The sequence below is a fragment of the Streptomyces sp. NPDC027962 genome (genome assembly GCF_055566095.1).
Window position 1 is genome coordinate 39183 of the sequence record NZ_JBVHTA010000048.1, and the last position, 23674, is coordinate 62856.

23 protein-coding genes and 2 pseudogenes are annotated in these 23674 nt (G+C 71.6%); 10 read left to right on the plus strand and 15 right to left on the minus strand.

Annotated elements, in window-relative coordinates:
* Positions 1-71 precede the first annotated feature (71 nt).
* The 7 genes from ACZ4SA_RS31680 to ACZ4SA_RS31710 all read right to left on the minus strand — a co-directional run bounded on the left by ACZ4SA_RS31680 (position 72) and on the right by ACZ4SA_RS31710 (position 6461).
* Positions 72-1133 (minus strand): aminotransferase class V-fold PLP-dependent enzyme, encoded by a 1062-nt coding sequence (locus tag ACZ4SA_RS31680; RefSeq protein WP_468281323.1) that lies wholly within the window; start codon positions 1131-1133, stop codon positions 72-74.
* Positions 1134-1208: 75 nt separating this feature from the next.
* Positions 1209-1931 carry a DsbA family oxidoreductase gene (locus ACZ4SA_RS31685; protein ID WP_468281367.1) on the minus strand — a complete coding sequence of 241 codons (723 nt, stop codon included), beginning with the start codon at positions 1929-1931 and terminating at the stop codon, positions 1209-1211.
* 83 nt (positions 1932-2014) lie between these two features.
* A complete protein-coding gene (locus tag ACZ4SA_RS31690) occupies positions 2015-2755 on the minus strand; it encodes a TetR/AcrR family transcriptional regulator (protein WP_468281325.1) in 741 nt (246 codons plus the stop codon).
* Between the two features lie 49 nt (positions 2756-2804).
* Entirely contained in the window at positions 2805-3557 is a 753-nt protein-coding gene (locus ACZ4SA_RS31695) for an SDR family oxidoreductase (RefSeq protein WP_468281327.1), read from the minus strand.
* A 75-nt stretch (positions 3558-3632) separates the two neighbouring features.
* The gene (locus ACZ4SA_RS31700) at positions 3633-4124 is read right to left on the minus strand and encodes a GNAT family N-acetyltransferase (protein ID WP_468281329.1); all 492 of its coding nucleotides are present in this window, start codon (positions 4122-4124) and stop codon (positions 3633-3635) included.
* A gap of 193 nt (positions 4125-4317) precedes the next feature.
* The gene (locus ACZ4SA_RS31705; RefSeq protein WP_468281331.1) at positions 4318-4926 is read right to left on the minus strand and encodes a DUF1349 domain-containing protein; all 609 of its coding nucleotides are present in this window, start codon (positions 4924-4926) and stop codon (positions 4318-4320) included.
* A gap of 5 nt (positions 4927-4931) precedes the next feature.
* On the minus strand, positions 4932-6461 hold the full coding sequence (locus ACZ4SA_RS31710) for an aldehyde dehydrogenase (NADP(+)) (protein WP_468281333.1): 1530 nt from the start codon (positions 6459-6461) through the stop codon (positions 4932-4934).
* A 127-nt stretch (positions 6462-6588) separates the two neighbouring features.
* Between ACZ4SA_RS31710 and ACZ4SA_RS31715 the strand changes: the two genes are divergently transcribed.
* From ACZ4SA_RS31715 to ACZ4SA_RS31735, 5 genes are all read left to right on the plus strand, one after another.
* Positions 6589-7359, plus strand: a complete 771-nt coding sequence (locus ACZ4SA_RS31715; RefSeq protein ID WP_468281335.1) for an IclR family transcriptional regulator — start codon at positions 6589-6591, stop codon at positions 7357-7359.
* Between the two features lie 2 nt (positions 7360-7361).
* Positions 7362-7838, plus strand: coding sequence for a GNAT family N-acetyltransferase (locus tag ACZ4SA_RS31720; protein WP_468281337.1), 477 nt, complete (start codon positions 7362-7364; stop codon positions 7836-7838).
* A gap of 123 nt (positions 7839-7961) precedes the next feature.
* Positions 7962-8936 carry a hypothetical protein gene (locus tag ACZ4SA_RS31725; protein ID WP_468281339.1) on the plus strand — a complete coding sequence of 325 codons (975 nt, stop codon included), beginning with the start codon at positions 7962-7964 and terminating at the stop codon, positions 8934-8936.
* Positions 8933-10183: a sensor histidine kinase gene (locus tag ACZ4SA_RS31730; RefSeq protein ID WP_468281341.1), complete on the plus strand. Its 1251-nt coding sequence runs from the start codon at positions 8933-8935 to the stop codon at positions 10181-10183. Before ACZ4SA_RS31725 ends, ACZ4SA_RS31730 begins: the two co-directional genes overlap by 4 nt.
* Positions 10180-10836: a response regulator transcription factor gene (locus tag ACZ4SA_RS31735; protein WP_468281343.1), complete on the plus strand. Its 657-nt coding sequence runs from the start codon at positions 10180-10182 to the stop codon at positions 10834-10836. Before ACZ4SA_RS31730 ends, ACZ4SA_RS31735 begins: the two co-directional genes overlap by 4 nt.
* A gap of 246 nt (positions 10837-11082) precedes the next feature.
* Here the strand turns inward: ACZ4SA_RS31735 and bla are convergent, their stop codons facing one another.
* Positions 11083-12045, minus strand: a complete 963-nt coding sequence (gene bla, locus ACZ4SA_RS31740) for a class A beta-lactamase (RefSeq protein WP_468281345.1) — start codon at positions 12043-12045, stop codon at positions 11083-11085.
* A 144-nt stretch (positions 12046-12189) separates the two neighbouring features.
* Here bla and ACZ4SA_RS31745 point away from each other — a divergent pair.
* The 3 genes and pseudogenes from ACZ4SA_RS31745 to ACZ4SA_RS31755 form a co-directional block, all read left to right on the plus strand.
* Positions 12190-12484, plus strand: a pseudogene (locus ACZ4SA_RS31745) (NAD-dependent epimerase/dehydratase family protein); the annotation flags it as partial.
* Positions 12485-12532: 48 nt separating this feature from the next.
* Entirely contained in the window at positions 12533-12751 is a 219-nt protein-coding gene (locus ACZ4SA_RS31750) for a hypothetical protein (protein ID WP_468281347.1), read from the plus strand.
* 44 nt (positions 12752-12795) lie between these two features.
* Positions 12796-14004, plus strand: a complete 1209-nt coding sequence (locus ACZ4SA_RS31755) for a TerD family protein (RefSeq protein ID WP_468281349.1) — start codon at positions 12796-12798, stop codon at positions 14002-14004.
* A 69-nt stretch (positions 14005-14073) separates the two neighbouring features.
* Here ACZ4SA_RS31755 and ACZ4SA_RS31760 read toward each other — a convergent pair whose 3' ends face one another.
* From ACZ4SA_RS31760 to ACZ4SA_RS31770, 3 genes are all read right to left on the minus strand, one after another.
* Positions 14074-14304 carry a hypothetical protein gene (locus ACZ4SA_RS31760; protein ID WP_037775011.1) on the minus strand — a complete coding sequence of 77 codons (231 nt, stop codon included), beginning with the start codon at positions 14302-14304 and terminating at the stop codon, positions 14074-14076.
* Between the two features lie 173 nt (positions 14305-14477).
* A complete protein-coding gene (locus ACZ4SA_RS31765) occupies positions 14478-15926 on the minus strand; it encodes an alkaline phosphatase PhoX (RefSeq protein ID WP_468281351.1) in 1449 nt (482 codons plus the stop codon).
* A gap of 914 nt (positions 15927-16840) precedes the next feature.
* A complete protein-coding gene (locus tag ACZ4SA_RS31770) occupies positions 16841-18298 on the minus strand; it encodes a hypothetical protein (protein ID WP_468281353.1) in 1458 nt (485 codons plus the stop codon).
* Positions 18299-18564: 266 nt separating this feature from the next.
* Here ACZ4SA_RS31770 and ACZ4SA_RS31775 point away from each other — a divergent pair, with 266 nt between their 5' ends.
* Positions 18565-20406 (plus strand): endonuclease/exonuclease/phosphatase family protein, encoded by a 1842-nt coding sequence (locus ACZ4SA_RS31775; protein ID WP_468281355.1) that lies wholly within the window; start codon positions 18565-18567, stop codon positions 20404-20406.
* A gap of 33 nt (positions 20407-20439) precedes the next feature.
* On the opposite strand, the gene ACZ4SA_RS31780 is transcribed toward ACZ4SA_RS31775, so the two are convergent.
* Positions 20440-21018: a DUF4232 domain-containing protein gene (locus ACZ4SA_RS31780; protein ID WP_468281357.1), complete on the minus strand. Its 579-nt coding sequence runs from the start codon at positions 21016-21018 to the stop codon at positions 20440-20442.
* A 129-nt stretch (positions 21019-21147) separates the two neighbouring features.
* Between ACZ4SA_RS31780 and dapA the strand changes: the two genes are divergently transcribed.
* Positions 21148-22068 carry a 4-hydroxy-tetrahydrodipicolinate synthase gene (gene dapA, locus ACZ4SA_RS31785; protein WP_468281359.1) on the plus strand — a complete coding sequence of 307 codons (921 nt, stop codon included), beginning with the start codon at positions 21148-21150 and terminating at the stop codon, positions 22066-22068.
* On the opposite strand, the gene ACZ4SA_RS31790 is transcribed toward dapA, so the two are convergent.
* The 3 genes and pseudogenes from ACZ4SA_RS31790 to ACZ4SA_RS31800 all read right to left on the minus strand — a co-directional run bounded on the left by ACZ4SA_RS31790 (position 22053) and on the right by ACZ4SA_RS31800 (position 23579).
* Positions 22053-22256 carry a hypothetical protein gene (locus ACZ4SA_RS31790; protein ID WP_468281361.1) on the minus strand — a complete coding sequence of 68 codons (204 nt, stop codon included), beginning with the start codon at positions 22254-22256 and terminating at the stop codon, positions 22053-22055. The two genes, dapA and ACZ4SA_RS31790, sit on opposite strands and share 16 nt — an antisense overlap.
* A gap of 152 nt (positions 22257-22408) precedes the next feature.
* Positions 22409-22798, minus strand: a pseudogene (locus ACZ4SA_RS31795) (tyrosine-type recombinase/integrase); the annotation flags it as partial.
* Positions 22799-23048: 250 nt separating this feature from the next.
* Positions 23049-23579: a putative immunity protein gene (locus ACZ4SA_RS31800; protein WP_468281363.1), complete on the minus strand. Its 531-nt coding sequence runs from the start codon at positions 23577-23579 to the stop codon at positions 23049-23051.
* Positions 23580-23674 lie beyond the last annotated feature (95 nt).

The following is a 23674-nucleotide window of genomic DNA, read 5'->3' on the forward strand; positions in this document are numbered from 1 at the left end:
GCCGGACACGCCCCCGGGCAGTGGTGCGGGGGACCGGCCGGCCCGGCCCGACGCAATGCCCGCGGCGGACCCTAGCCGGCCAGACACTCCATCACACGGTCCACGTCGGCAGCCGTGTTGTAGAGGTGGAAGGTGACGCGCAGATTGTCCGCACGTCCCGAAACGAGGACGCCGGCATCGGCCAGCCCGGCGGCCCGGTGGCCGAGGCCGGGCACGGCGACGATCGCCGAGTCGCCGGCCACCGGCTCCGTGCCGCGCTCCACGAGCGCTCTCCTGAACTGCCGGGCCAGCGCCGTGTCGTGAGCGTGAACGGCCTCGATGCCGATCTCCTCCAGCAGCGCCAGCGACTGCTCCGCCGCGTGGTACGACAGGTAGGCCGGTGACTCGTCGTAACGGCGGGCGGAACGGGCGAGTTCGGTGATCGGACCGTACAACGTGTCGGACTGCCAGAGCCGTTCGGCGGCGAACGTTCCCGCGTGCGCCGGCAGCAGCACCTCCTGGGCGTCCTCGGTCACCGTGAGGAAGGAGACGCCGCGCGGGCCGAGCAGGAACTTGTACCCGGCGGTGACGGTGTAGTCCCACTCCCCCGCGGCCAGCGGCAGCCACCCCGCCGACTGGCTGGCGTCGAGGAGCGTACGGGCCCCGTGTGCCGCCGCGGCGGCCCGTACCGCCGCCATGTCGGCGACCCGGCCGTCGGAGGACTGCACGGCGGAGAAGGCGACGAGCGCCGTGCCCGGACGGACGGCCTCCGCGAGTTCGTCGAGCGGGGCGTATCGCAGCTTGAGGTCGCCCCGGACCGAGAAGGGCGTGATCACGGAGGCGTACTCGCCCTCGGGGAAGAGAACCTCCGCGCCGGGCGCGAGCGATGCCGCGACCAGCTCCACATGCACGGAGACCGAACCGCCGACGGCCACCCGCCCTTCGTCGACTCCCGTCAGACGGGCGAAGGACCGGCGGGCGGCGTTCACCGCCTGCCAGTCACCGGAGCCGCCCGGACGCCCCTCGCCCAGCTCTTCCGCGAGTGCGACGACGGCACGGACGGACCGGCGTGGCAGCAGCCCGTTGGCGGCGGTGTTGAGGTAGGTCGCGCGGGGCGTGAACTCCGCGCCGATCAGCGTCTGCGAGATCTCCATGGCTCAACCCTGCGGTCGGGCGGCCGCGGGGTCAATCACGCCTTGCGCACACGATCGTTGAGCGGCGCTGATGAATCAGCCTTCGACAGCGGCCGCCGGGACCTCGCAGGCGCCGTCGGCGTCGCATGCGTCCGCGGCATGCGCACCGACGGCCGTGACCTTCCGGCCCCGCCACGCCTGCTCCAGCGCCTGGGTGAACAGCGCGGCGGGCCGGCCGCCGGAGACACCGTACGTCCGGTCGAACACGAAGAACGGCACCCCCGTCGCGCCCAGTTCGGCGGCCTCGCGCTCGTCGGCACGTACGTCGTCGGCGTAGGCGGTCCCGTCCTCGAGGACACGGCGCACCTCAGGCTCCTCGAGCCCGGCCTCGACGGCCAGCGAGACCAGCACCTCCGGCTCGAAGACGGAGCGCTCCTCGGCGAAGTTGGCCCGGTAGGCGCGGGTGAGCAGCTCGTCCTGCAGGCCGCGGGCCCTGGCCAGGTGCAGCAGCCGGTGGATGTCGAAGGTGTTGCCGTGGTCCCGCCCCTCGGTGCGGTACTCGAGCCCCTCGGAGCGCGCGTTGGAGGCGACGTGCTCCTCCATGGCCTGTGCCTCCTCACGGGTGCGGCCGTATTTCTTCGCGAGCATGTCGACGACCGGAGCGGTGTCGCTCTTGGCCCGGTTCGGGTCCAGCTCGAAGGACCGGTGCACGACCTCGACCTCGTCCCGGTGCGCGAAGCCGGCGAGCCCCTTCTCGAAGCGGGCCTTTCCGACATAGCACCATGGGCAAGCGATATCGGACCAGATCTCGACGCGCATGTTCTTCATCTCTCCGGGTTCGTGCGGGCGTGCGGCGTTGCGGAGGTGTCCTCCGCACGGGCTCAACGAAGAACAGGCCCCGCTCATTCCGAAGCGGACCCCTCCTGCCGGCCCGCATTCGACACCCGGTCCAGCCATTCACCCAGGAGGGCACCCTCCGCTGCTGTGAGCGCCGGACTGGGCGACTCGATCAGCAGGGTGCTCAAGCGCGCCGCCGCGGCCGGGACGTCCACGTGCCCGGACGCGGGCGCGGGCCCTTGGCCGGTTCCGGGGGCGGACACGTCGGGTGTGAGGATCGCGGCGTGCACGGCGTCCCGCACCCGCCGCGACATGGCCCGGTCCGTGAACGTCGCGGGGCGGGCGACGAGCATCAGCGCCACGCCGACGTTGGCCGACATCACCATCCGGGCGGCCACCTCGGGGGCGACGCGCAGCTTCCCCTGCGCCGCGGCGCGCTGCAGATCGCGCGTGAGGATCGTGTGCGCCTCGAGCGCGGAGGCGGGCGGCCTGCGCATCGCGGGCGAGTTCATCAGCCGGTACAGATTCGGGTTGCGCAGGGCGAAGTCCACATGGTTGTCCCAGCCGAGGCGCAGATCCTCGACGGGGTCCGAGTCCGGGTCGGGCACACGTTTCGTCTGCAGGTACTGGTCGAAGCCATGGTCGACGACGGCCGACAGCAGGCCTTCCTTGTCCCCGAAGTGCCGATAGAGCGCCGGTGCGCCGACCTGAGCGGCCTCGCACACGGCCCGGGTGGACACGTCTCCGTCCGCGGAACGGGCGACAAGATCGGCGGCGACTTCGAGGATGCGCGTTCGGGTACTCATCGCCCGGGACGCTACCAAAGGCGTGTTAGCGCTGTTACGCACGTCGGCGTCAGACGATGCCGCCGTTGACCCGCAGGATCTGGCCGTTGATCCAGCGGGCGGGACCGGCGAGGAAGGACACGACCTCGGCGATGTCCTTCGGGGTGCCGAGGCGCTCGAGGGGCGGCTGGGCGGCCATCCGCGCGATGGTCTCGCCGTCCTTCCCGTCGAGGAACAGGTCGGTGGCGGTCGGCCCGGGGGCGACGGCGTTGACGGTGATGTCCCGGCCGCGCAGTTCCCGGGCCAGGATCAGCGTCATGGCCTCGATTGCGCTTTTTCCGGCGGCGTAGGCGCTGTACCCGGGCAGGGACAGCCCCAGGACGGAGCTGGAGAAGTTGACGACGGCCCCTCCGCTCCGCAGCCGCCGGGCGGCCTGCTGATTGACGACGAAGGTGCCCCGGATGTTGGTCCGGTGCATGCGGTCCATGGAGTCCAGGTCCAGCTCCGCCAGCGGCGCGAGCGTCATGCTGCCGGCGGCGTGGACGACGACGTCGACGCCGCCGAACGCCTCCTCGGCGGCATCGAAGACGGCGGCGACAGCGCTCTCCTCGGCCACGTCCGCGCAGACGGCGATCGCCTGCCCTCCGGCATCCGCGACCTCTGCCACGGCCGCCTCCGCCTCGGTCCGGTTGCCCGCGTAGTTCACGACGAGGGCGACACCGTCGGCGGCCAGCCGCTGGACGCTCGCCCGTCCGATGCCGCGGGATCCTCCGGTGACGACGGCGACGCGACGGGGGGTGGAGGTGGTGGCTTGCTCTGCCATGACGAGTGCTCCCTGGGACTGTGTGGGCGTGCTTCCACTCTGGAGTAGCAACGCTAACACTTCACCGTAGCATTGCTAACGCCCGCCCGGCCGGGAGTCGGCGGTCTGTACCGCGAGGCGGAAGTTCAGGTGATTGCCGACGAGCGGCTCCTCCGGGTCCGGGTACCAGCCGTGGTGGACGTAGAAGGCCTTGGCCCGCTCGTTCTTCTCGAAGACCTCGAGGCGGGCGGTCGTCACACCCTTGCGCTGCCAGGCCTCGACGCAGGCGGCGTGCAGCTCGGTGCCGATGCCGGCGCGCCAGCGCTCCGGGGCGACGTGGAGCTGGGTGAGGGTCATGACGCCGTCCACCTCGCGGAAGGCGGCCATGGCGACGATGACGCCGTCCCGCTCCGCGCACAGCACGTCGCCCCGCCCGATCGCCCGCTCCCAGCCGGCCCGGGTGCGGGCCCTCTCGGCCGGGCCGTCGAAGGCCTCGTCGGGGATGTGGCCCCGGTAGTAGGTGGCACGGGCCACCGCGTGGAGGGCGGCGATGGCGTCGAGGTCGGCGGGAGCGGCGATTCTGATCATGTGGGGGACGACGCCACGAGGGAGGGGACGGTTGCAATGCGGGTGCACAGGGCGCGACAGGCGCTCGGCGTCGAACCCGTGCGCCGCACGCCGTGCCGAGACAGCGTCCCCCGTCCTCGGCTCACGCTCCCCGGACGGGCCGTGGGCCCTTCCCGTGTGACCTCGCGCGCGCCGACCGGCGACGGGGCCCCGCTCAGGACCCGTCGCGCAGCCCTTCCGGCCAGCTGTCGCGGTACTCGATGCGGTCGAAGGAGACCACACAGCCCTCGCCCACCGGGGACTGGGCCATGAAGCCGACCAGCGCGGCGCCCGCACGGTCCTCGTCGCCGAGGGTGAAGATACGGACGAAGGTCCACTGCTCGCCGTCCGTGGAGGCGTGGAAGGCGAATGCCTTGCCCGTGCGGCTGATCCGCAGCCAGACGCTGTCGCCGTCCACCACGAAGGAGTTGGCGTCGTCGGAGTGGCCGCGGGTGACGACCGTGCAGACCGTCGGCTTGTCCGGCGAGAGCTCCAGGCAGAGCTTGGCCCACTCCTGCTCGGTGACATGCAGATAGAGCACGCCGGCGTCGAAGGCCGCGGCGAAGCCCACCTTGACGCGGGCGATCAGCTGGAAGTCGCCCTCCGGCGCGCCGAGCAGGCGGGGCGCGTCGGAGGCCGGTTCGAGGGCGTGGCCCGTCGGGGGGACGAAACGGTCCTGGCGGGGGCCGGCCCAGGCGGTCAGCACTCCGTCTTCGCAGGACCAGTCGGCCTCGGGCCCGTATGCCCGCAGGGGGAAGGGGAGATCGGGCAGCTTCAGTTCCATGCCGATCAGTGTTGCAGGCGGCCGTCCACGAGCCGTGGAAGACCGAGCGGGTTGTCGTCGCGCAGCTCCGGGGGGAGCAGCGCTTCGGGGGTGGTCTGGTACGTGACCGGGCGCAGCCAGCGCTCGATGGCCGTGGCGCCGACGGAGGTGGACATGGAGGTGGTGGCGGGGTAGGGGCCGCCGTGGTGCTGGGCCGGTGCGACGGCGACGCCGGTGGGCCAGCCGTTGACGAGGACGCGGCCGGCGAGAGGGGTCAGTTCGGCAAGGATCCGGGTGCCGTCGCCGTTTCCTTCGCTCTCGTCGGTGGACAGGTGGACGGTGGCGGTCAGGTTGCCCGGCAGGCGGGACAGGACGGCGGTGACCTCGTCGTGGCTGTCGTAGCGGGCGACGACGGTGACCGGCCCGAAGCACTCCTCTAGCAGGAGGTCGTGCATCCCTTCCCCCGTGAGGCGGGCGGCGGACACGGTCAGGAAGCCAGGGCTGACGGTGTGCTCGGAGGCGGCGCCGGGCGTGACGGGAGCCTCGACGCCGGGCAGGGCGGTGCGTTCGGCGACACCGGCGACGAAGTTGTCGCGCATGCGGGCGTCGAGCAGGACGCCCGCGGCGGTGTCGCTCACGGAGTCGGTCAGCGCCTTGAGGAGCTGGTCGCCCGCGTCACCTGCGGGTGCCAGCACGAGGCCGGGCTTGACGCAGAACTGGCCCGCGCCGAGCGTCATCGAGCCCGCGAGCCCGGTGCCGATCTGCTCGGCGCGCTCCGCGGCGGCCGCCTCGGTGATCACGACGGGGTTGAGGGAGCCCAGCTCGCCGTGGAACGGGATGGGTACGGGGCGGGCCGCCGCGGCGTCGAACAGCGCCCGTCCGCCGCGCACGGAACCGGTGAATCCGGCGGCCGTGATCAGCGGGTGCCGCACCAGCTCGATGCCCGCGTCGAAGCCGTGGACCAGGCCGATCGCCGTCCCGGGGATGCCGTGTTCAGCGGCCGCCCGGCGCAGCACGGCCGCGACCAGCTCGGAGGTGGCCGGGTGGTCCGGGTGGGCCTTGACCACGACCGGGCAGCCCGCGGCCAGCGCGCTGGCGGTGTCGCCGCCCGGGACGGAGAACGCGAACGGGAAGTTGGAGGCCGCGTAGACGGCGACGGCGCCGAGCGGCACCTTGTAGCGGCGCAGGTCCGGGACCGGCGGGGTCGCGGCCTCGTCCGGATGGTCGATGATCACCCCGAGGAAGGCACCCTCGTCGACGACGTCCGCGAAAGCACGCAACTGGTAGCAGGTGCGGGCCAGTTCGCCGGTCAGCCGGACCGGGCCCAGGGCGGTCTCCGCGTCGGCGGCCTCGACGAGATGATCCTTCGCGCCCTCGAGGCGCTGAGCGGCGGCTCGCAGGAACGCGGCGCGGACGGCACGGTCCATGAGCGAGGCGCGGGCGTCGTGTGCGGCCCGTACGGCGGCGTCGACCTCCGCGGCTGTGGCTTCCACCGCAACCTGTTCGCGCTGCTTCCCGGTTCGGGGGTCGACACTCCAGACTGGTGCTGCTGTCACCGCGGCTTCCTTCCGCTCTCTGCCACCCACCCGGATTGTTCGGTATTCTGAACAGAGTTCCAGGTGGTGAATATGCTGGGGACTCTATTTCCGGGCGTTCCGCCCGGTCAAGAAGGGGCGTAGAGCGATGTCAGCTGCCGATCCCGGTGGGGCACAGGTCAAGTCCGCAGTACGGACGGTCGAGTTGCTCGAATACTTCGCCGGGCGCCCCGGCATGCACTCGCTCGCCGCCGTCCAGGAAGCCGTCGGCTACCCCAAGTCCAGCCTCTACATGCTGCTGCGCACCCTCGTCGACCTCGGCTGGGTGGAGACGGACGCCACCGGGACGCGGTACGGCATCGGGGTCCGCGCCCTGCTCGTCGGCACGTCGTACATCGACGGCGACGAGGTCGTGGCCGCCGCCCGGCCCACCCTGGACCGGCTCTCCGACGACACCACGGAGACCATTCACCTGGCGCGTCTCGACGGCACGAACGTGGTGTACCTGGCGACGCGGCAGTCACAGCACTATCTGCGTCCCTTCACACGCGTGGGGCGGCGGCTGCCCGCGCACTCCACCTCGCTCGGCAAGGCGCTGCTCGCCACGCACAGCGACGAGCAGGTACGCAAGATGCTGCCGGCGACGCTCGCACCGCTCACCGAACACACCATCACCGACCGCGAGAAGCTCATCGAGGAGCTGCACCTCATCCGCGAGCAGGGCTATGCCGTGGACCGCGAGGAGAACACCCTGGGGCTGCGCTGCTTCGGCATCGCCATCCCCTACCGCACCCCGGCGCGCGACGCGATCAGCTGCTCGGTACCGGTGGCCCGGCTCACGCCCGCGCACGAACAGATGATCAAGGACGCGCTGTTCGACGCGCGCGACCGGCTGACGCTCGCGACCCGGAGGCTCTGACCGTGGACACGGTACACATCGTGCTGCGCGAGGTTGAGGACGCCGATCTGCCCGTGTTCTTCGGGCACATGAGCGACCCCGAGTCCAACCGGATGGCGGCCTTCACCAGCAAGGACCCGACGGACCGAGCCGCGTTCGACGCCCACTGGGCGCGTATCCGCGTGTCGGACGCGGTGATACGCACGGTGCTCGCCGACGGAGAGGTCGCCGGCCACACGGCGGTGTACGGACCGCCGCAGCAGCGGGAGGTCACGTACTTCATCGACCGCGCCCACTGGGGCCGCGGCATCGCCACGCTCGCTCTGCGGTCCCTGCTGGACCTGGTCCCGACCCGCCCGCTGCACGCCCGCGCGGCCGCGGACAACGCGGGGTCGATCCGGGTGCTGGAGAAGTGCGGGTTCGTGGTGACGGGGCGGGACCGGGGCTTCGCGAACGCCCGGGGCGAGGAGACGGACGAGATCGTGCTGGCGCTGCGGTGACGCTCCCCGGCCCTGCGGGGTGGCCGCCCCCGTCCTCACGGCAGCCGGGCTCCCCCGTGCGGCGGAGGCGGATCGTCGTCCCGCAGGACGCGGGAGGGCAGGCAGGGGCGGCACGGTGGGTGCATGACAACGACCTCGGCCGGCACCGGCCTTCCTCGGCGGACCCACCCCGGCAGAGCGGCGCTGCGCGCCGTCGCGATATCCGCCTGTGTGCCGTACCTCGGACTCAAGCTCGCATGGATCGCGGGCAGCCGTGTCGGGATTCCCGACGGGAGCAGGCTCCTCGACCACCGCGTCCTCATGGCCGTGGCCAACAGCGTCACGGTGCTGATGGACGGCGCCGTCATCGTGCTGGCGCTGCTGCTCACCCGGCCGTGGGGCCGGCGGGTGCGGGCCTGGCTGCTGACCGTGCCGATGTGGGCCGCGACCGGGCTGCTCGCGCCGATCATGATCGGCTTTCCGCTGCAGCAGATCGCCGTCGCATTGGGCGGCACCAGGACTCAGGACGCCGCCGAGCCGTTCCTCCACGACTGGGTGTTCACCGTCGTCTATGGCGGCTTCACCCTCCAAGGACTTGCTCTCGGCACGCTGTTCATGCTGTACGCCAAGGACCGCTGGGGTCATCTGTGGCGGGGCAGGGTATGGGATCTGCCGACCGCTGCGACAGGCGCCTTCATGCGCAGGACCGCCGTCGCCGGTTCACTGCTCGCGCTGTTCCCGGCCACGATGCACGTGCTGTGGGCGACCGGTTCGACCGTCGCACTCCCCGCGGACCGTGCCGCGCAGCGCACCACGGACTTCTATCTGCTGGAGGCGAGCCGCGTCGGCTTCGTGGCCGTCGCCGTCGCCGGCGTCCTCCTGCTGGCCTTCCGGCTCCGGCCCACGCTGTCCGTGAGGTCGCCGCTCGCCATGGCGTGGGTCGGCTCCAGCGCCCTGGGCGCCTGGGGCGGATGGCTGCTGCTGTCCACGCTCATGCCCGACAGCAATGAGGAAAACTCGCCCGCGGTGCCGCTGACGCTCACCTACATTGGGGAGATGATCACCGGCCTGCTGCTCACGTGCGCCGTCGCCTCCCTGCTCCGCCGGCGCGGCGCGTGACGTACGCAGGCTCGGTGCGGCCGGCCGTGCATGCCCTGTTCGGCCGCCGGGCCAGGCTGCGGTGGGTCCATCTGGTGCTCGGCGGCGCGCTGTTGATGCCGTTCTGGCTCGTGGGCACGGTGGTCATCGGGCCGCTGGCCGAGGAGAGGAACCTCTTCACGGGCTCGACGGCGCTGCAGTTCGGTGCGTACGCCTTCGCGCTCCCGCTCGTCGCCGCCGCCGGACTGTTCCCCATGGCCAGACCCCTGTCGGTGGCCTTGGCCCGCGCGCTGTGCGGGGTGCCGGCCGAGCTGCTGGCGGAGGGGCAGGTGCGCAGCCGGACGGCGCGGACGCGCACCGCGGGCTGGCTCGTCCTGCATCTGGGGGTCGGCGCGCTGGTCAGCGGGGCGTCGCTCGCGCTGCCCCCGTTCGCGGGCGGGCTGATCGTCGCGCCGGCGTTCGCGGAGGTTCGGGATTTCCTGCAGGCACCGGACACCGCCTGGTCGGCGGTGCTGCTGCCGCTCGCCGGCGTCGGGATGCTGCTGGCGCTCGCGGCCGTGTCCGCTGCGGCGGGGGCCCTGCTGGCCCGCCTGGCGCCGGTGCTGCTCGGCCCCACCCCGGCCGACCGGCTGGCCGCGGCCGAGCGGCGGGCGACGGAGCTCGCCGAGCGCAACCGTCTCGCCCGCGAACTGCACGACTCCGTCGGTCACGCGCTGTCCGCCGTCACCTTGCAGGCGGGAGCTGCCCGCAAGGTGCTCGGCAGCGACGTTGCGTTCGTACAGGAGGCGCTGGCCGCGATCGAGGAGACCACCCGGCGCACGGTCGGGGAACTCGACGCCGTGCTCGGTCTGCTGCGGCAGGACGGCGACGGAGCGGGCCGGCTCGGCGGGCCGACGCTCACGGCGCTCGACGGGCTGGTGTCGCGCGGCGGTGTGCCCGTGTCGCTGCGCGTCGAGGGGGAGCTCGCCGACGTGCCGGCGCCCGTGTCCCGTGAGGCGTACCGGATCGTCCAGGAAGGGCTGAGCAACGCCCTTCGCCATGCCGGGGCTTCACCGGTGACGCTGTGGATCGCCGTGGACGGCGAGGAACTGGAGATCACGATGGAGAACCCTCTGCCCGAGCAGGCGCCGGTGGTGCGGCCGGGAGGCGGGCGGGGCCTGCGCGGCACGGCGGAGCGGGCCGCGCTGCTCGGCGGCCGCGCCGAGGCGGGCCCGTGCGGCGCGGTGTGGCGGCTGACCGCCCGGCTGCCGCTGAAGGAGCGCCGATGAGCACGATCCGGGTCGTCCTCGCCGACGACGAGCGGATGGTCCGCACCGCGTTGCGGGTGATCCTCGACGCCGAGCCCGACCTGGCGGTCGTCGGCGAGGCGGCGTCGGGCGCCGAGGCGGTTTCCGTGGTGCGGGAACTGCGGCCCGACGTGGTGCTGATGGATGTGCGGATGCCGGAGATCGACGGCATCCGGGCCACCGAGCAGATCCTCTCCACCTCCGAGGAGCCGCCTCGCATCGTCGTCGTGACGACGTTCGAGAACGATGCGTACGTGTACGACGCGCTGCGCGCCGGGGCGGCCGGCTTCCTGCTGAAACGGGCCGCGGCGGAGGAACTGGTGCAGGCGGTGCGGCTGGTCGCGCGCAGCGACTCGCTGTTGTTCCCGTCGGCCGTGCGTGCGCTCGCCGCCGAGTACGGCCGGCGGCAGCAGGCGGCCGCGCCGCCGTGGGCGGCACGCCTGACCGAGCGCGAGGCGGAGGTGCTGCGGCTGATGGCCACCGGGCTGACGAACGCGGAGATAGCCGGGCGGATGGGGGTAGGCCCGGCGACCACGAAGACCCACGTGGCGTCGGTCCTCGCCAAGATCGGCGCGCGGGACCGCACACAGGCGGTGATCGCGGCGTACGAGTCGGGCTTCATCTCGCCCCGCTGATCCCCCTGCACCGCCCTCCCGGGCATGTGTCCGCCGCAGATGAAGAGGTCACGGGAAAAGGGGGCGGACCGGCCGACGCCCGCACCGGCACCAGCGGCGAGTCGGTCGCCCGTCGCCGTCCTCGTCAAGGACTCGGGGGCGGAGCGTTCCGAGGTCAGTGGCAACGGGCCGGCGGCGCCGGTGGCCCGGAAGACGATGGAGGCGGCGCTGGGCCGAGGCGCCCGCCGGCTGCCGTGGCCCCAGGCGCTACGACAGGGTGGCCGCGACCACGGACGCCGCTTCCGCGATCAGTCTGTCGTCATGAGCGGCGTCCTCGGTGGCGCGGTTCGACATGATCGCCATGACGATGGGGGCGGCGTCGGGCGGCCACACCACGGCGATGTCGTTGCGGGCGCCGTAGCCGCTACCGGTTCCGGTCTTGTCGCCGACCACCCAGCCCTTGGGCACCCCGGCCCTGATGAGGTCGTCCCCGGTGAGGTTGGTGCGCAGCCACGTCGTGAGCTGTGCACGCTCGTCCTTCCCGAGGACGTCGCCGAGGACGAACGCCCGCAGGTCCCCGGCCAGCGCCCGCGGTGTGGTCGTGTCCCGCGTCTCGCCCGGGGCCCATCGGCTCAGCTGCGGCTCGCGGCGCTCCATGCGGGTGACGTCGTCGCCGAGCTCTTCGAGTACGGCGTCCAGCCCCTTCGGCCCGCCGAGCTGGTCGAAGAGGAGGTTCGCCGCGGCGTTGTCGCTGTGGCGGACGGCGGCTTCGCACAGCGCCCCCAGGGTCATCCCGGTCTCGACGTGTTTCTCGGTCACCGGGGAGTGGGCGATCAGGTCGTCCCTGGAGTAAATGATCACCCGGTCCATCCCGCCCATGGAGTACTTCCGCAGCACGGCACCGGCGGCCAGCGCCTTGAACGTGGAGGCGTAGGGGAACCGCTCGCCGTCGTTGTAGGCGACCTCACGCCCGGAGCCGGTGTCGACGGCGTAGACACCCAAGCGAGCGTCGAACTTGCGCTCCAGATCCTTGAGCTCGCGTGCGGCCGGCTTCGCATCCGCTCCCGGCCCCGTGGTCCCGGCGGATGCCGACAGGGACGACGAGGTCGCGGACGGAGCAGGCGCGGGCGACGAAGCCGCGGAATCGTCCTGGCCGCAGGCCGCGAGCGGGACGAGGACGAGCGCGGCGAGCGCGCCCGCAAGGGCGTGCCGGGCGCGGGTGACCTGCATGGTCCGAACCTCCAATGCTTTCCTGCACTGTTCCATGCGGATCGCGCCATACAGTGCCGGCTGCGGATCCGGTGGGAGCGTGTCGCGCGAGCCAGGGCGACGGCCCCCCGGGCGGCGGGACACTGCGCACTGCATGCAGGAGCCCCCAACTCGGTACGGATGCTCTCCGTCCGGCTGAGCCCGGGCGACGGCGCACGGCTGTTCCACACCGCCCTCACCGCCGAGACGTCGGTCACGCGGTCGTCCAGGGCTCGTCGGCCGACACCGGGCTGTGGTGGGATCCGACCTCCGCCCGTGAGCTCGGCCACGACCCGCAGGACGACTCCGAGCAGTACGCGGAGAAGCTCGGCGCCGAGCAGGGCGAGCTCGACCCGGGGAACCCGGCCCACGCCCACTGGGAGGCCACTTCACCACCGACCCGCCCCGATGGCCGCACTGACCGGAAAACCGCGTGCCGCCCCGCCCTGCTTCCGCCAGGATGACGGCCATGGCGAGACCTTTCGGATTCAGTTACGCGCAGCAGGGCGACGGCACGGTCGTCATCACCCACCGCGGCCGCGCGGCAGGAACCCTGCGCGGACCGCGCGCGCAGAAGTTCCTCGCGGAAGTCGAGTCGGGGGACGCGCAACTGGTGATGGCGCGGTGGACGGGTGCGTACAAATTCGGAAATGAGCGCATGGCTCGAAATCACCCTCGCAACCGGTGACGACGGTAAGGGAACGGCAAAGCGGACTCGCTCGTTACCCCGGCATGACAGCTATGACCCCCGGCTCGAACATCCCTCTGACCGCCGCACGCGTGGCGGTGGACGTCGCCGCCCCGGTGCGGCTCGACGTATCGGGCCTGCTGCTCACCGCCGACGGCAAGGTGCGCTCCGACGACGACTTCATCTTCTACAACCAGCCCCAGGGCCAGGGAGTCACCTACCGCTCCGGCGGCGGCACGGCGCCGGACGCGATCGTGGTGGACACGGCGGCCGTGCCGCCCGGCATCGAGAAGATCGTCGTCACGGCCAGCCCGGACGCGGCCGGCCAGACCTTCCAGGGCATCGAGCCGACCGCCACCATCCGCAACGGCGACGACGGCAGCCCGATCGCGACCTTCACCCCGCCGCAGCTCGGCTCCGAGACCGCGCTGGTCGTCGTCGAGATCTACCTGCGCAACGGAGCGTGGAAGGCCCGCGCGGTGGGCCAGGGCTATGCGAACGGCCTGGCCGGCATCGCCACGGACTTCGGCGTCTCGGTCGACGAGGAGCCCGCAGCCGCCCCGGCAGCCACCCCCGCGGCCCCGCCCGCCGCGGCCGCCCCGCCCGCTGATCCGCGCGTCGCGGCCACCCCGCCGCCGCCCGCCGCTCCGCCGGCGGCGCCCGCACCGGGCACCGGCAAGATCAACCTGGACAAGGGCCGGGTCAGTCTGCAGAAGAACCAGACGGTGTCCCTGGTCAAGGGCGGCCGTCCGCTGCTCACCCAGGTCAAGATGGGCCTCGGCTGGGAGCCCGCCTTCCGCGGCAAGGACATCGACCTCGACGCCTCCGTCATCGCCTATGGCCCCAACCGCAACCACCTGGACAGCTGCTACTTCGGCAAGCTCTCCATCCTGAACGGTTCCATCAAGCACTCCGGCGACAATCTGACCGGCGAGGGCGCGGGCGACGACGAGGTCATCGTCGTGGACCTGGGCAGGCTCCCGGCGGACGCGACGGGCCTCGTGTTCACGGTCAACTCCTTCTCCGGGCAGAAGTTCACCGAGGTCGCCAAGGCCTACTGCCGGCTGCTGGACGCCGCGACGGGCGAGGAGCTGGTCCGCTTCGACCTGACCGGCGCGGAGCCGCAGACCGGCGTGATGATGGCCAAGCTGATCAAGCAGTTCTCCGGTGAGTGGGAGATGACCGCCATGGGTGACTTCGTGAAGTCGCGTACCGTGCGCGGCATGGTCAAGCCGGCCGCACAGGCACTCTGAAACAGTCCGCCGGGGGCATCCGTCACAGCGACGGACGCCCCCGGCGGAGGGGATGCTCAAAAACGGTGCTCAGAGTTTGGCCAGCTTGGAGAACGGGCTGAGGATACGGCCCTGCCTGCCGGAGAAGTCGACGAGCACAGCGGCATTGTCTCCCTCCACGGCAAGGACTCTTCCGAGGCCGAACTGATCGTGGGACACCCTGTCGCCCGCTTCGAAACACTCGATCGGCGGCTCTTCCAGGGACGGACGGTTGAAGGGGCTGGACGGCAGGTGGCGCCGGGAACCGGCTGACTTTGTCATTGCCTGAAGTATGCGCCCCCGGCCCCCCGCCACGCCACGCCCGGACGATCCCACTTCCAGGGCCAGTCGGCCGCGGGGCCCCTCCGAGGCAGCGGCAGCATGCCGAATGCGCCGTCGCCGAGCCCTCCGAACGGGTGCCGGACGGGCCGTGTTCCCGCCCGGCATCGGGGGCGTCAGCGCCGGTGGGGCTGCCGCTTCCACGGCCCGGTGATCGCGAACATGATGCCCGGCGACTGGATGCTGGCGTACAGCGTCCGCCCGTCCGGTGAGAAGACGACACCGGCGAATTCGCTGAAGTCCGGGTCGTCCTCAGTGCCGAGGTTCAGCTCGTTGCGGGCGATGGGGTACGTACGGCCGCTGTCCGTGGCGCCGATCAGATGCTGCACCCCCTCGCCGTCCTCGGCGAGGATCAGGCCGCCGTAGGGGGACACCGTGATGTTGTCGGGGCCGTCGTACGGGCCGTCCTTCGACGGATCGGGGTTCATGCCGAACAGCACCTTCAGGGTCAGCGTCCGGCGGCGCGGGTCGTAGAACCAGACCTGGCCGTCGTGCTGCTCCGGGCTCTCCTCACGGGCGTACGAGGACACGACATAGGCGCCGCCGTCTCCCCACCACATGCCCTCCAGCTTGCGGCCCCGGGTGACCTCATTGCCCTTGAACTGCTTGCGCACGGAGACGTTCCGCGCGTCACGGTCGGGCACCTCGGCCCAGTCCACGCCGTACACCGTGCCGACCTTCACGGCGCGGGCGAGGTCGTCGACGAACCGGCCACCGGAGTCGTAGCACCGGGCCGCCTGCAGCACCCCGGCGTCGTCGGCGAGGGTACGCAGCTGCCCGCGGCCGTGCTTGAAGCCGTGCGGCGGCACCCAGCGGTAGAGCAGACCGTTGGGGGTGTCTGCGTCCTCCGTGAGATACAGATGCCCGCGCTTCGGATCGACGACGACGGCCTCATGGGCGAACCGGCCGAGCGCCTTGACCGGCTTCGGGTCCCGGTTGGCGCGGCGGTCGCAGGGATCGACCTCGAAGACGTAGCCGTGGTCCTTGGTCATGCCGTTCTTGCCGGCCCTGTCCTCGGTCTCCTCGCAGGTGAGCCAGGTGCCCCACGGGGTGGAGCCGCCGGCGCAGTTCTGCGCGGTACCGGCGACGCCGACCCACTGGGCGACCTCGCCGCTGCGGTGGCTCTCGACGACGGTGCAGCCACCGGGCGCGGCCGGGTCGTACACGAGGCCCTCGGTGAGCGGGACGGGGTGCGCGATCTTGGAGCGGTCGCCCTTGAGCTCGTGGTTGACGACGAGCAGCGTCACCCCGCGGGGCCCCTCGAACGTCGCGGTGCCGTCGTGCTTACCGGGAGTGAAGTCACCGGAATCCAGCTTGGTGACGCCGGTACGCGTGAGGATGCGGTACCGGAACCCGGCGGGCAGCGCGAGCAGGCCGTCCGGGTCCGGCACCAGCGGGCCGTAGCCGGGCTCACGACCGCCATGGCGTCCGCCCTCCGCCTGGGGTCCCTCCTCCGCCGCGAGGGCGCCCGGCGCGGAGGCGAGCGAACCGACGGCGCCGGTGAGGACCACGCCCGCGCCGGTCAGAGCGGACTGCTTGGTGAATTCCCTGCGGGTGAGCGACATCGATGTCTCCTGAGGCCGGCTGATGTGTACCACACCCTCGCGCCCGCGTATAAACGGCACTTGAACGCCGCACGACATCAAGAGAGGCCCTTCGCTTTCATGACCATGCCCTCCACCGGATGCCGTGTCATCGTCAGCGGTGCGTCCCGGGGCCTCGGCCGTGCCGTCGCCCAGGCCTTCGCCGCGAACGGCGACCGGGTCGCCGTCCACTACGGCACCCGCGAAGCCGATGCCCGGCACACCCTCGACTCCCTGACGGGGACAGGCCAGGCCAACGTCTTCGCTCCCCCCGGCGAACCACCACACCGGCGCGTCCACGTCCCCACCACCAGCACCAAACCGCACCGGCCGTGCGGTCCCACGACCGGCGGGAGAGGGGCGGGGTCGCACTCCCCGCCACCGGGGGAAGCCGTACCGGCCGTGGGAAACGGCCACCGGCCGGGTGGTCCCGCGACCGGCGGGAGGGGGGGCGGGGTCGCACTCCCCGCCACCGGGGGAAGCCGTACCGGCGGTGGGCAACGGCCGCCGGCCGGGTGGTCCCGCGACCGGCGGGAGGGGGTCGGGGTCGCAGGAGGGGGGTGTCCGGAAGTAAAGCGTCGCAACTCGCGCGAAGCGCGGTGAGGAAAGCCATTCCGGACACCCCCCTCCGGAGGCCCCGACCCCCACACCACCCACCCAAGCCGGGGACACCCCCGGAAACACCACACCCCCGACCGGGCCAAGCACGAGCCCGGCACCCCCGGAAACACCACACCCCCGAGCGCGCGGCGCCCCCGCACCACCACGCGGACACCCCCGGCAACACCACACCCCCGGACCGGGCCAAGCCGAAGAGGGGGACGCCGCCCCGACCGGCCCGAGCACCGGGGCGGGCCCCCGGGGGCCCCAGGCCCCCGGGCAAGCAAAGGCGAGCGTCAGCGAGCAGAGCGGGACTTGAAGGCCGCCTTCCGCGCCTCCTTCGCCGTCTGCTTGTCCCTGTGCAGGCGCCCCATCGCCTCCAGCACGTCCGCCGTCGCCGGGTGGTCCACCCGCCACGCCGCGTCGAAGAAGCCGCTGTGTCCGGCGACCAGGCCCTCCACCAGGTCCTGGAGTTCGGCCGCCTCGCCTCCCGCCGCCAGTTGCGCGGCGATCGTGTCGACGGCCAGCCAGAAGATCATGGACTCCGGCGGCGCCGGCACGTCCGCGGCGCCACGCTCCGCGAGCCAGACCCGGGCCAGGCCGCCGAGTTGGGCGTCGTCGAGTACCGCGCGTACCGAGGGCTCCGCTGCCGGGCCGACGAGGGTGAGTGCCTGCTGGCAATGGAGCCGGCGCAGCGGCGCGCCGCCGTCGTCGCCGCGGGCCGCGGCGAGCAGTTCGCGGGCGGCGTCGCCGGGTTCGCGCCGGGCGAGCCACTGCTCGGTCTCGGCACGCGCGGACACCTCGGGGAAGTGGGCGAGCCCGTCGAGGAGTGTCTCGGCGCCCTTGTCGGCGAGGTCACCGACGGCGGGTGCGTCGATTCCGGCCTCGAGGAGGCGAGCTCTGACACCGTAGAGGCCGAGCGGCGTGAGCCGGACCATCCCGTAGCGGGCGACGTCCTCGTCGTCCGCAAGCGGGGCGGCCTGCGCACCGTCGTCGCCCTCTTCGGCCATCAACTCCTCGTCGACGGGCCGGTATTCGACGAGCCCGACCGGCTCGAGGAGCCGGAACTGGTCGTCGAGGCGCATCATCGCCTCCGAGACCTGTTCGAGGACGTCGTCGGTCGGTTCCCCCATGTCGTCGGGGACGATCATCGACGCGGCGAGCACGGGCAGCGGCACCGGCTCCTCGCCGGCGCCGTTCTCCGTGACGGTCAGCAGGTAGAGGTTGGCGAGGACGCCTTCGAGGAACGCGGCTTCCGCCTCGGGGTCCCAGTCGAGCGTCTCGAGGTCGATCTCCCCGTCGTCGCCGATGACGTCGACGATGTCGTCGAGTACGGGCGCGGTGGCGTCGGCGAACACGACGTCCAGGGCGTCCAGCCACAGACCGAGCACGTCCTGTGGGGAACCGCCGGTGACCAGCGCGAGGTTGTCCCCGGCGACGACGCTGCCATCGCCGGAGTCGGCGTCGTCGGCCGGCTCCTCGACGTCGACGAGTCCGGTGTCGACGGCGACGCGCCACGCCTCGCTGGCGTACGCGGGTCCGTCGTCGCCCGCCGCGCCCAGCCCCAGTTCTTCCGCCGCGGCAGGCAGTTGCTCGTCGACGAGTTCGCCGCCGACGCCGACCTGCGTCTGCGGACCCGCCCAGCGGGCGAGCCGCACGGCCCGGGACAGCAGCGGGGTGGCGAGCGCGTCCCGCGCCAACTCCGCGTCCGAGTGCAGCCGTAGCGGCGGCAGGGTGGGGCGGTCTTCGGGCATCTTGGTGGGTCTCCTCCGCGGCGTGCCGGAAACAGGCGGCCTTGTGGGCGACTGGACGGGCCCAAGCGTAGACGTATTTCATGCCGTTTCGCCGCGCTCGCCGCAGCACGGCGGCACGGCCCACGGGTTCATCGGGCCTTCCGTCGCCGTACACCCGCCGGCCCTTGACAAGTGGCCTGCCCAGCCAAGAGATTGACGCGCGTAGAACCTACCGGCCCGTAGGACGGTGCCGGTGGACCCTCATCCCTCACATCCGGAGAACCTTGATGCCTACCTCCGTCGTACCGAGAACTACCGCCGTCGCGGCCGCCGTCGCCGCCGCGCTGGCCGCCGGCCTGCTCGCCGGATCCGCGGACGCGTCCGCCGCCGACACCTCCCAGGTGCGGATCCACGACATCCAGGGCAACACCCGTATGTCACCGCTGGTGGGGCAGCAGGTGGCCGATGTGCCCGGCATCGTCACGGGCGTGCGGACCTACGGCTCGAAGGGTTTCTGGTTCCAGGACCCGCAGGCGGACGGCGACGCGGCGACCAGCGAGGGCGTGTTCGTGTTCACCGGCTCGGCGCCGACGGTCGCGGTCGGCGACCAGGTGCTGGTTTCCGGCACGGTCACGGAGTACGTCCCGGGCGGCACGAAGTCCGGCAACCAGTCGCTGACGGAGATAACGAAGCCGGCCGTCACCGTGGTCTCCTCCGGCAACGAGCTGCCCAAGCCGGTCACCGTCTCCGCCTGGTCGGTGCCTTCCGAGTACGCCCCGGAGGGCGACCCGGCGGCGGACGGCAGCATCAACGGGCTCACCCTCGAGCCCCGCGAGTACGCCCTGGACTTCTACGAGTCGCTGGAGGGCATGAACGTACGCATAGGCACCTCGCGCGTCGTCGGGGCGACGGACCCGTACGCCGAGCTGTGGGTGACGGTGAAGCCGTGGGAGAACGACAACCGGCGCGGCGGCACCGTCTACGGCTCGTACACGTCGCAGAACACCGGTCGCCTGCAGATCCAGTCACTGACCCCGCTCGCCGAGCAGCCCTTCCCGAAGGCGAACGTGGGTGATGTGCTCGCCGGCACAACGGAAGGGCCCCTGGACTTCAACCAGTACGGCGGATACACGCTGACCGCCCGCACGCTCGGTACCGTCCACGACCGCGGTCTCGAGCGCGAGAGGACCCGCCCGCAGCGGAGCGGCGAACTGGCCGTGGCAACGTACAACGTGGAGAACCTGGACCCGTCCGACCCGCAGGAGAAGTTCGACGCGCTGGCGAAGGCCGTCGTCGAGAACCTCGCGTCGCCGGACATCATCGCGCTGGAGGAGATCCAGGACGACAACGGCGCGAAGAACGACGGCACGGTCGCCTCCGGGCAGACGGTGAAGAAGTTCACGGACGCGATCGTCGCCGCCGGCGGCCCCGCGTACGAGTGGCGTTCCGTGGACCCGGAGAACAACAAGGACGGCGGCCAGCCCGGCGGCAACATCCGCCAGGTGTTCCTGTTCAACCCGGAGCGGGTCTCGTTCAGGGACCGCGCGGGCGGCGACGCGACGACGCCGACCGGCGTCGTGCGCGGCGAGCGGGGGCGGGCGGCCCTGACGCTCTCGCCCGGCCGTATCGACCCCGCGAACGCCGCCTGGGACAACAGCCGCAAGCCGCTGGCCGGTGAGTTCAGCTTCCGCGGCAGGACCGTCTTCGTGATCGCGAACCATTTCGGTTCGAAGGGCGGCGACGAGTCCCTCGTCTCGCACCACCAGCCGCCGAACCGTTCCTCCGAGGCTCAGCGGCTGCAGCAGGCCCAGGCGGTCAACACCTTCGTCAAGGAGATCCTGAAGGCCGACCGCAGAGCCGACGTCCTGGTGCTGGGCGACATCAACGACTTCGAGTTCTCGCAGACGACGAAGGCCCTGACCGACGGCGGAGTCCTCTGTCCGGCGGTCAAGTCGCTGCCGCGCTCGGAGCGTTACTCGTATGTGTACCAGGGCAACAGCCAGGTCCTGGACCAGATTCTGACGAGCCCGTCGATCCGCGACTTCGCGTACGACAGCGTGCACATCAACGCGGAGTTCTCGGACCAGAACAGCGACCACGACCCGCAGGTGCTGCGCTTCCGCCCCTGATCGGCTCCCCGGCGGGGGTCCGCTCGGCCGTGCTCAGCCGTGCGGGCCCCGCGCCCAGGCGGTGACGTCCAGTTCCCCCGACGTGCCCATGTCCAGAAGGAACGGCAGCGTCTGCACGGGCTCTCCCTCCTTGGGCGTGACGACCAGGTGGGCACCGGGTGTCACCGCATCGGCGGACGTGACCCGGTTCGTCCAGTGCAGCACCGACTGCACGCTTGCGCCGGGCGCGACGGTCAGCGGCTTCGGCCCCTGGTCGCGGGAGGCGTCGGTGTAGGCGTTCCCGTGTGTGACGGTCAGCTTCAGCGGTTTGCGGTCCTCACCCAGAGCACCGATCTCGGGGTAGCCGTTGACCTGGTAGGGCTTGTCGCCGCAGTTTCTCAGCTCGAGCACGACCGCCCGGTGCCCCATCGCCGCGTCCACCTCGCCGAGGGTGGCGACCGCACCCGATGCGGGGCACGTGGCCCGGGCGGGTGCCGTGGTGGGCGGGGGTGTCGTGGCCGGCACGGGCGTCGCCGGAGCGGACTCGGTGCCGCCGTCCTCGCACCCGCCCACCAGCCCGGCCATGACCAATGCGGCGACCACCGCTGCGGCCGTACGGCCCCCCGCGCGCATCGTCGTGCCCCTCTCCGTCTCGGCCGCCGTCGATCATGCCAGGTCCGGACCGATTCAGTAGCACTGCTTCATGGTTTTACCAAGCAGAATTAACTGGAGCTACGAGGCAATACGCCGGACACTGCCGACATGACCTCCTCCTCTCCCTTCGGCCGCGCCCTGTGCGCCATGGTCACGCCCTTCGACGACGACGGCGCGCTCGATCTCGACGGTGCCCAGAAGCTGGCCGCATACCTGGTCGACGGCGGTTGCGACGGCCTGGTGCTCTCGGGCACCACGGGCGAGTCACCGACCACATCGGACGACGAGAAGGCCGCGCTGGTACGGGCCGTGGCACAGGCGGTCGGAGACCGGGCCGCGGTCGTCGCGGGCGTCGGCACCGCGGACACCCGGCACACCGTCGAACTGGCGCGGACGGCCGAGGCGGCGGGCGCCGACGGGCTGCTGGTGGTCACCCCGTACTACAGCCGCCCTCCGCAGGCCGCCGTCGAGGCGCACTTCCGGCGGGTCGCGGACACGGTCGGCCTCCCGCTGATGCTGTACGACATCCCGGTCCGCACGGGCACCCGCATCGAACCGGACACGATGCTGCGACTCGCGGACCATCCACGGATCGTGGCCGTCAAGGACTGCTCGTACGACCTGCTGGGCAGCTCCAAGGTGATCGCCCGCAGCGGCCTGGCGTACTACGCGGGGTGCGAGGAGCTGAACCTGCCGCTGTACGCGGTGGGCGGCGCGGGTTTCGTGTCGACCGTGGCCAATGTCGCGGCCGCGCAGCTGCGCGCCGCCCTCGACGCGCACGACGCCGGGGACAACGCCCGGGCCACGAGGCTGAACCAGCTCACGCTGCCGCTCGCCGAGCTGATGATGGCGTCCGGGCTGCCGGGCACGGTGACCGCGAAGGCGCTGCTCGGCGCGCTCGGCCTGCCGGGCGGGCCGGTGCGCGAACCGCTGCAGCCCGCCGGCCGCGAGGCGACCGACGGGCTGTTGCAGGCCCATACGGAGCTGACCGGCGGACAGTTCGCAGCGCTGCCTCAGTCGTGCACGTAGGTGCTGCCGAGGATCGCGGCATGCTCCAGCACGTCCTCGAGCGGGTCGTCGATCTGACCCGTCGAGATCAGGGAGACGCTGTGGCCGTTGTGCGATGCGTTGTGGGTCTCGTCGGCCTGCGCGACCCCGTGCGGGAAAACCGTGGCGCACAGCGCGAGCACGCCGAAAGCGGTCAGCCTGGTCTTCATGTCGGTTCCTCGCCTTGCCCGTTGGGGAGTGGACGGTGTGACTCCGCGTCCGGTCTGTTCATCCGCCTGCGGGAGGCGGAAGTTACGCAGAGTCACACGAACGAGGCGAGGAACGCCGCGATCAGTTGTGGCTGTTCTGATTGCGACGCAGGTCAAGGGCTCAGCTTGCCCCAGGGGGCCGACTCGGGGCCGTCCTCGGTACTGTCCGGGGCCCAGAAGACGCGATCCACGGCGGCCCGGGTGCGCGCCTCGCTGTTCGGCATCAGGTGCGTGTACGTGCGCAGGGCGAAGCTCGGATCGTGGTGGCCCAGGTACTCGCTCAGGGCCTTGATGCTCTCCCTCGCGTCCAGGAGCACCGAGGCGTTGAAGTGCCGGAGGGCGTGCATGCCGTTCTCGCGTCCGAGGGGAACGCCGGCGGCCGTGAGGGCCGGTCGCCACACATACTCGTTGAAGCGTGTTCGGTGAAGAGCCCGAGCCTTGTTCCGAACGTTGACGAACAGCAGGAAGGCCGTCACAGGCGCACCGTCCGGACGACGAGGCGGTCGCGGGGTGGGTCAAGGAGGTGTCACCCTGCGCGCCTTCACCACTCCCGAGCACCTCATCCGATGCATCCGACGTTGCTTACGCCGCATCCAATACCGCGCCGACCTCATAGACGGATGCCTCGCCGAGACCGGACTCACCCTCCAAGAGGCCCTGGCGGGACCCCTCAGACCGGTCCACGTGGTGTGAGAGTCGTTCAGCAATGCGGTTCGTAGAGTAGGCCGGCCGTCGGGTGTGCAGGAGGGGCCCTCAGCGGGACGCGCGCAGGGAAACGTCCAAGGTGGTCATCAGTTGCGCAACGCGGTTCTTGCCAGCTGGCGCGAGGGGATACCGATTAAGAACGTCGATCAAGACCGGTGTGGCGCGCTGCCGAGCCTGCTCGATCATCTTGTTCCCGACTTCGGTATCGTCGCCTGCGTTGATTTCAGCTATGCGCGCTGCACTTGCAGCGGCGCGCAGGATGTGGCCCACCTGGTGAGCTTTCGCGATCGGGTGGAGGTACGCGGCAGCTGCGGCATCGCCGGCAGCGCGCGCAGCCAGACGTGAGGCTTCGGTGGGAGCATCCTTCGCTGCTCGGTGTGCGTCCAACGAGGTGACACGCTGCAGCTTGGTCCTTCTCGCACCGTTGATGAACTCCCATGCGGCATCAAGGGCTGCGCGAGGACGAGGATCACTGGGGTTGGCGTCCTCGAACACAGGGAGGACTTCCTGTGCGGTCTCTGCTACGTAGCGTGCCACGACTCGCAACTCGCCCATGGTCAGCTCGAAGTCACCGGACACTGAACCGCCCCGTGTCAGGTAGAGACTCGATTCCGTGAAAGGATTGAGTCATGGCACGACCCTCCCGTTACCCGCTTGAGTTGCGCCGTCGCGCG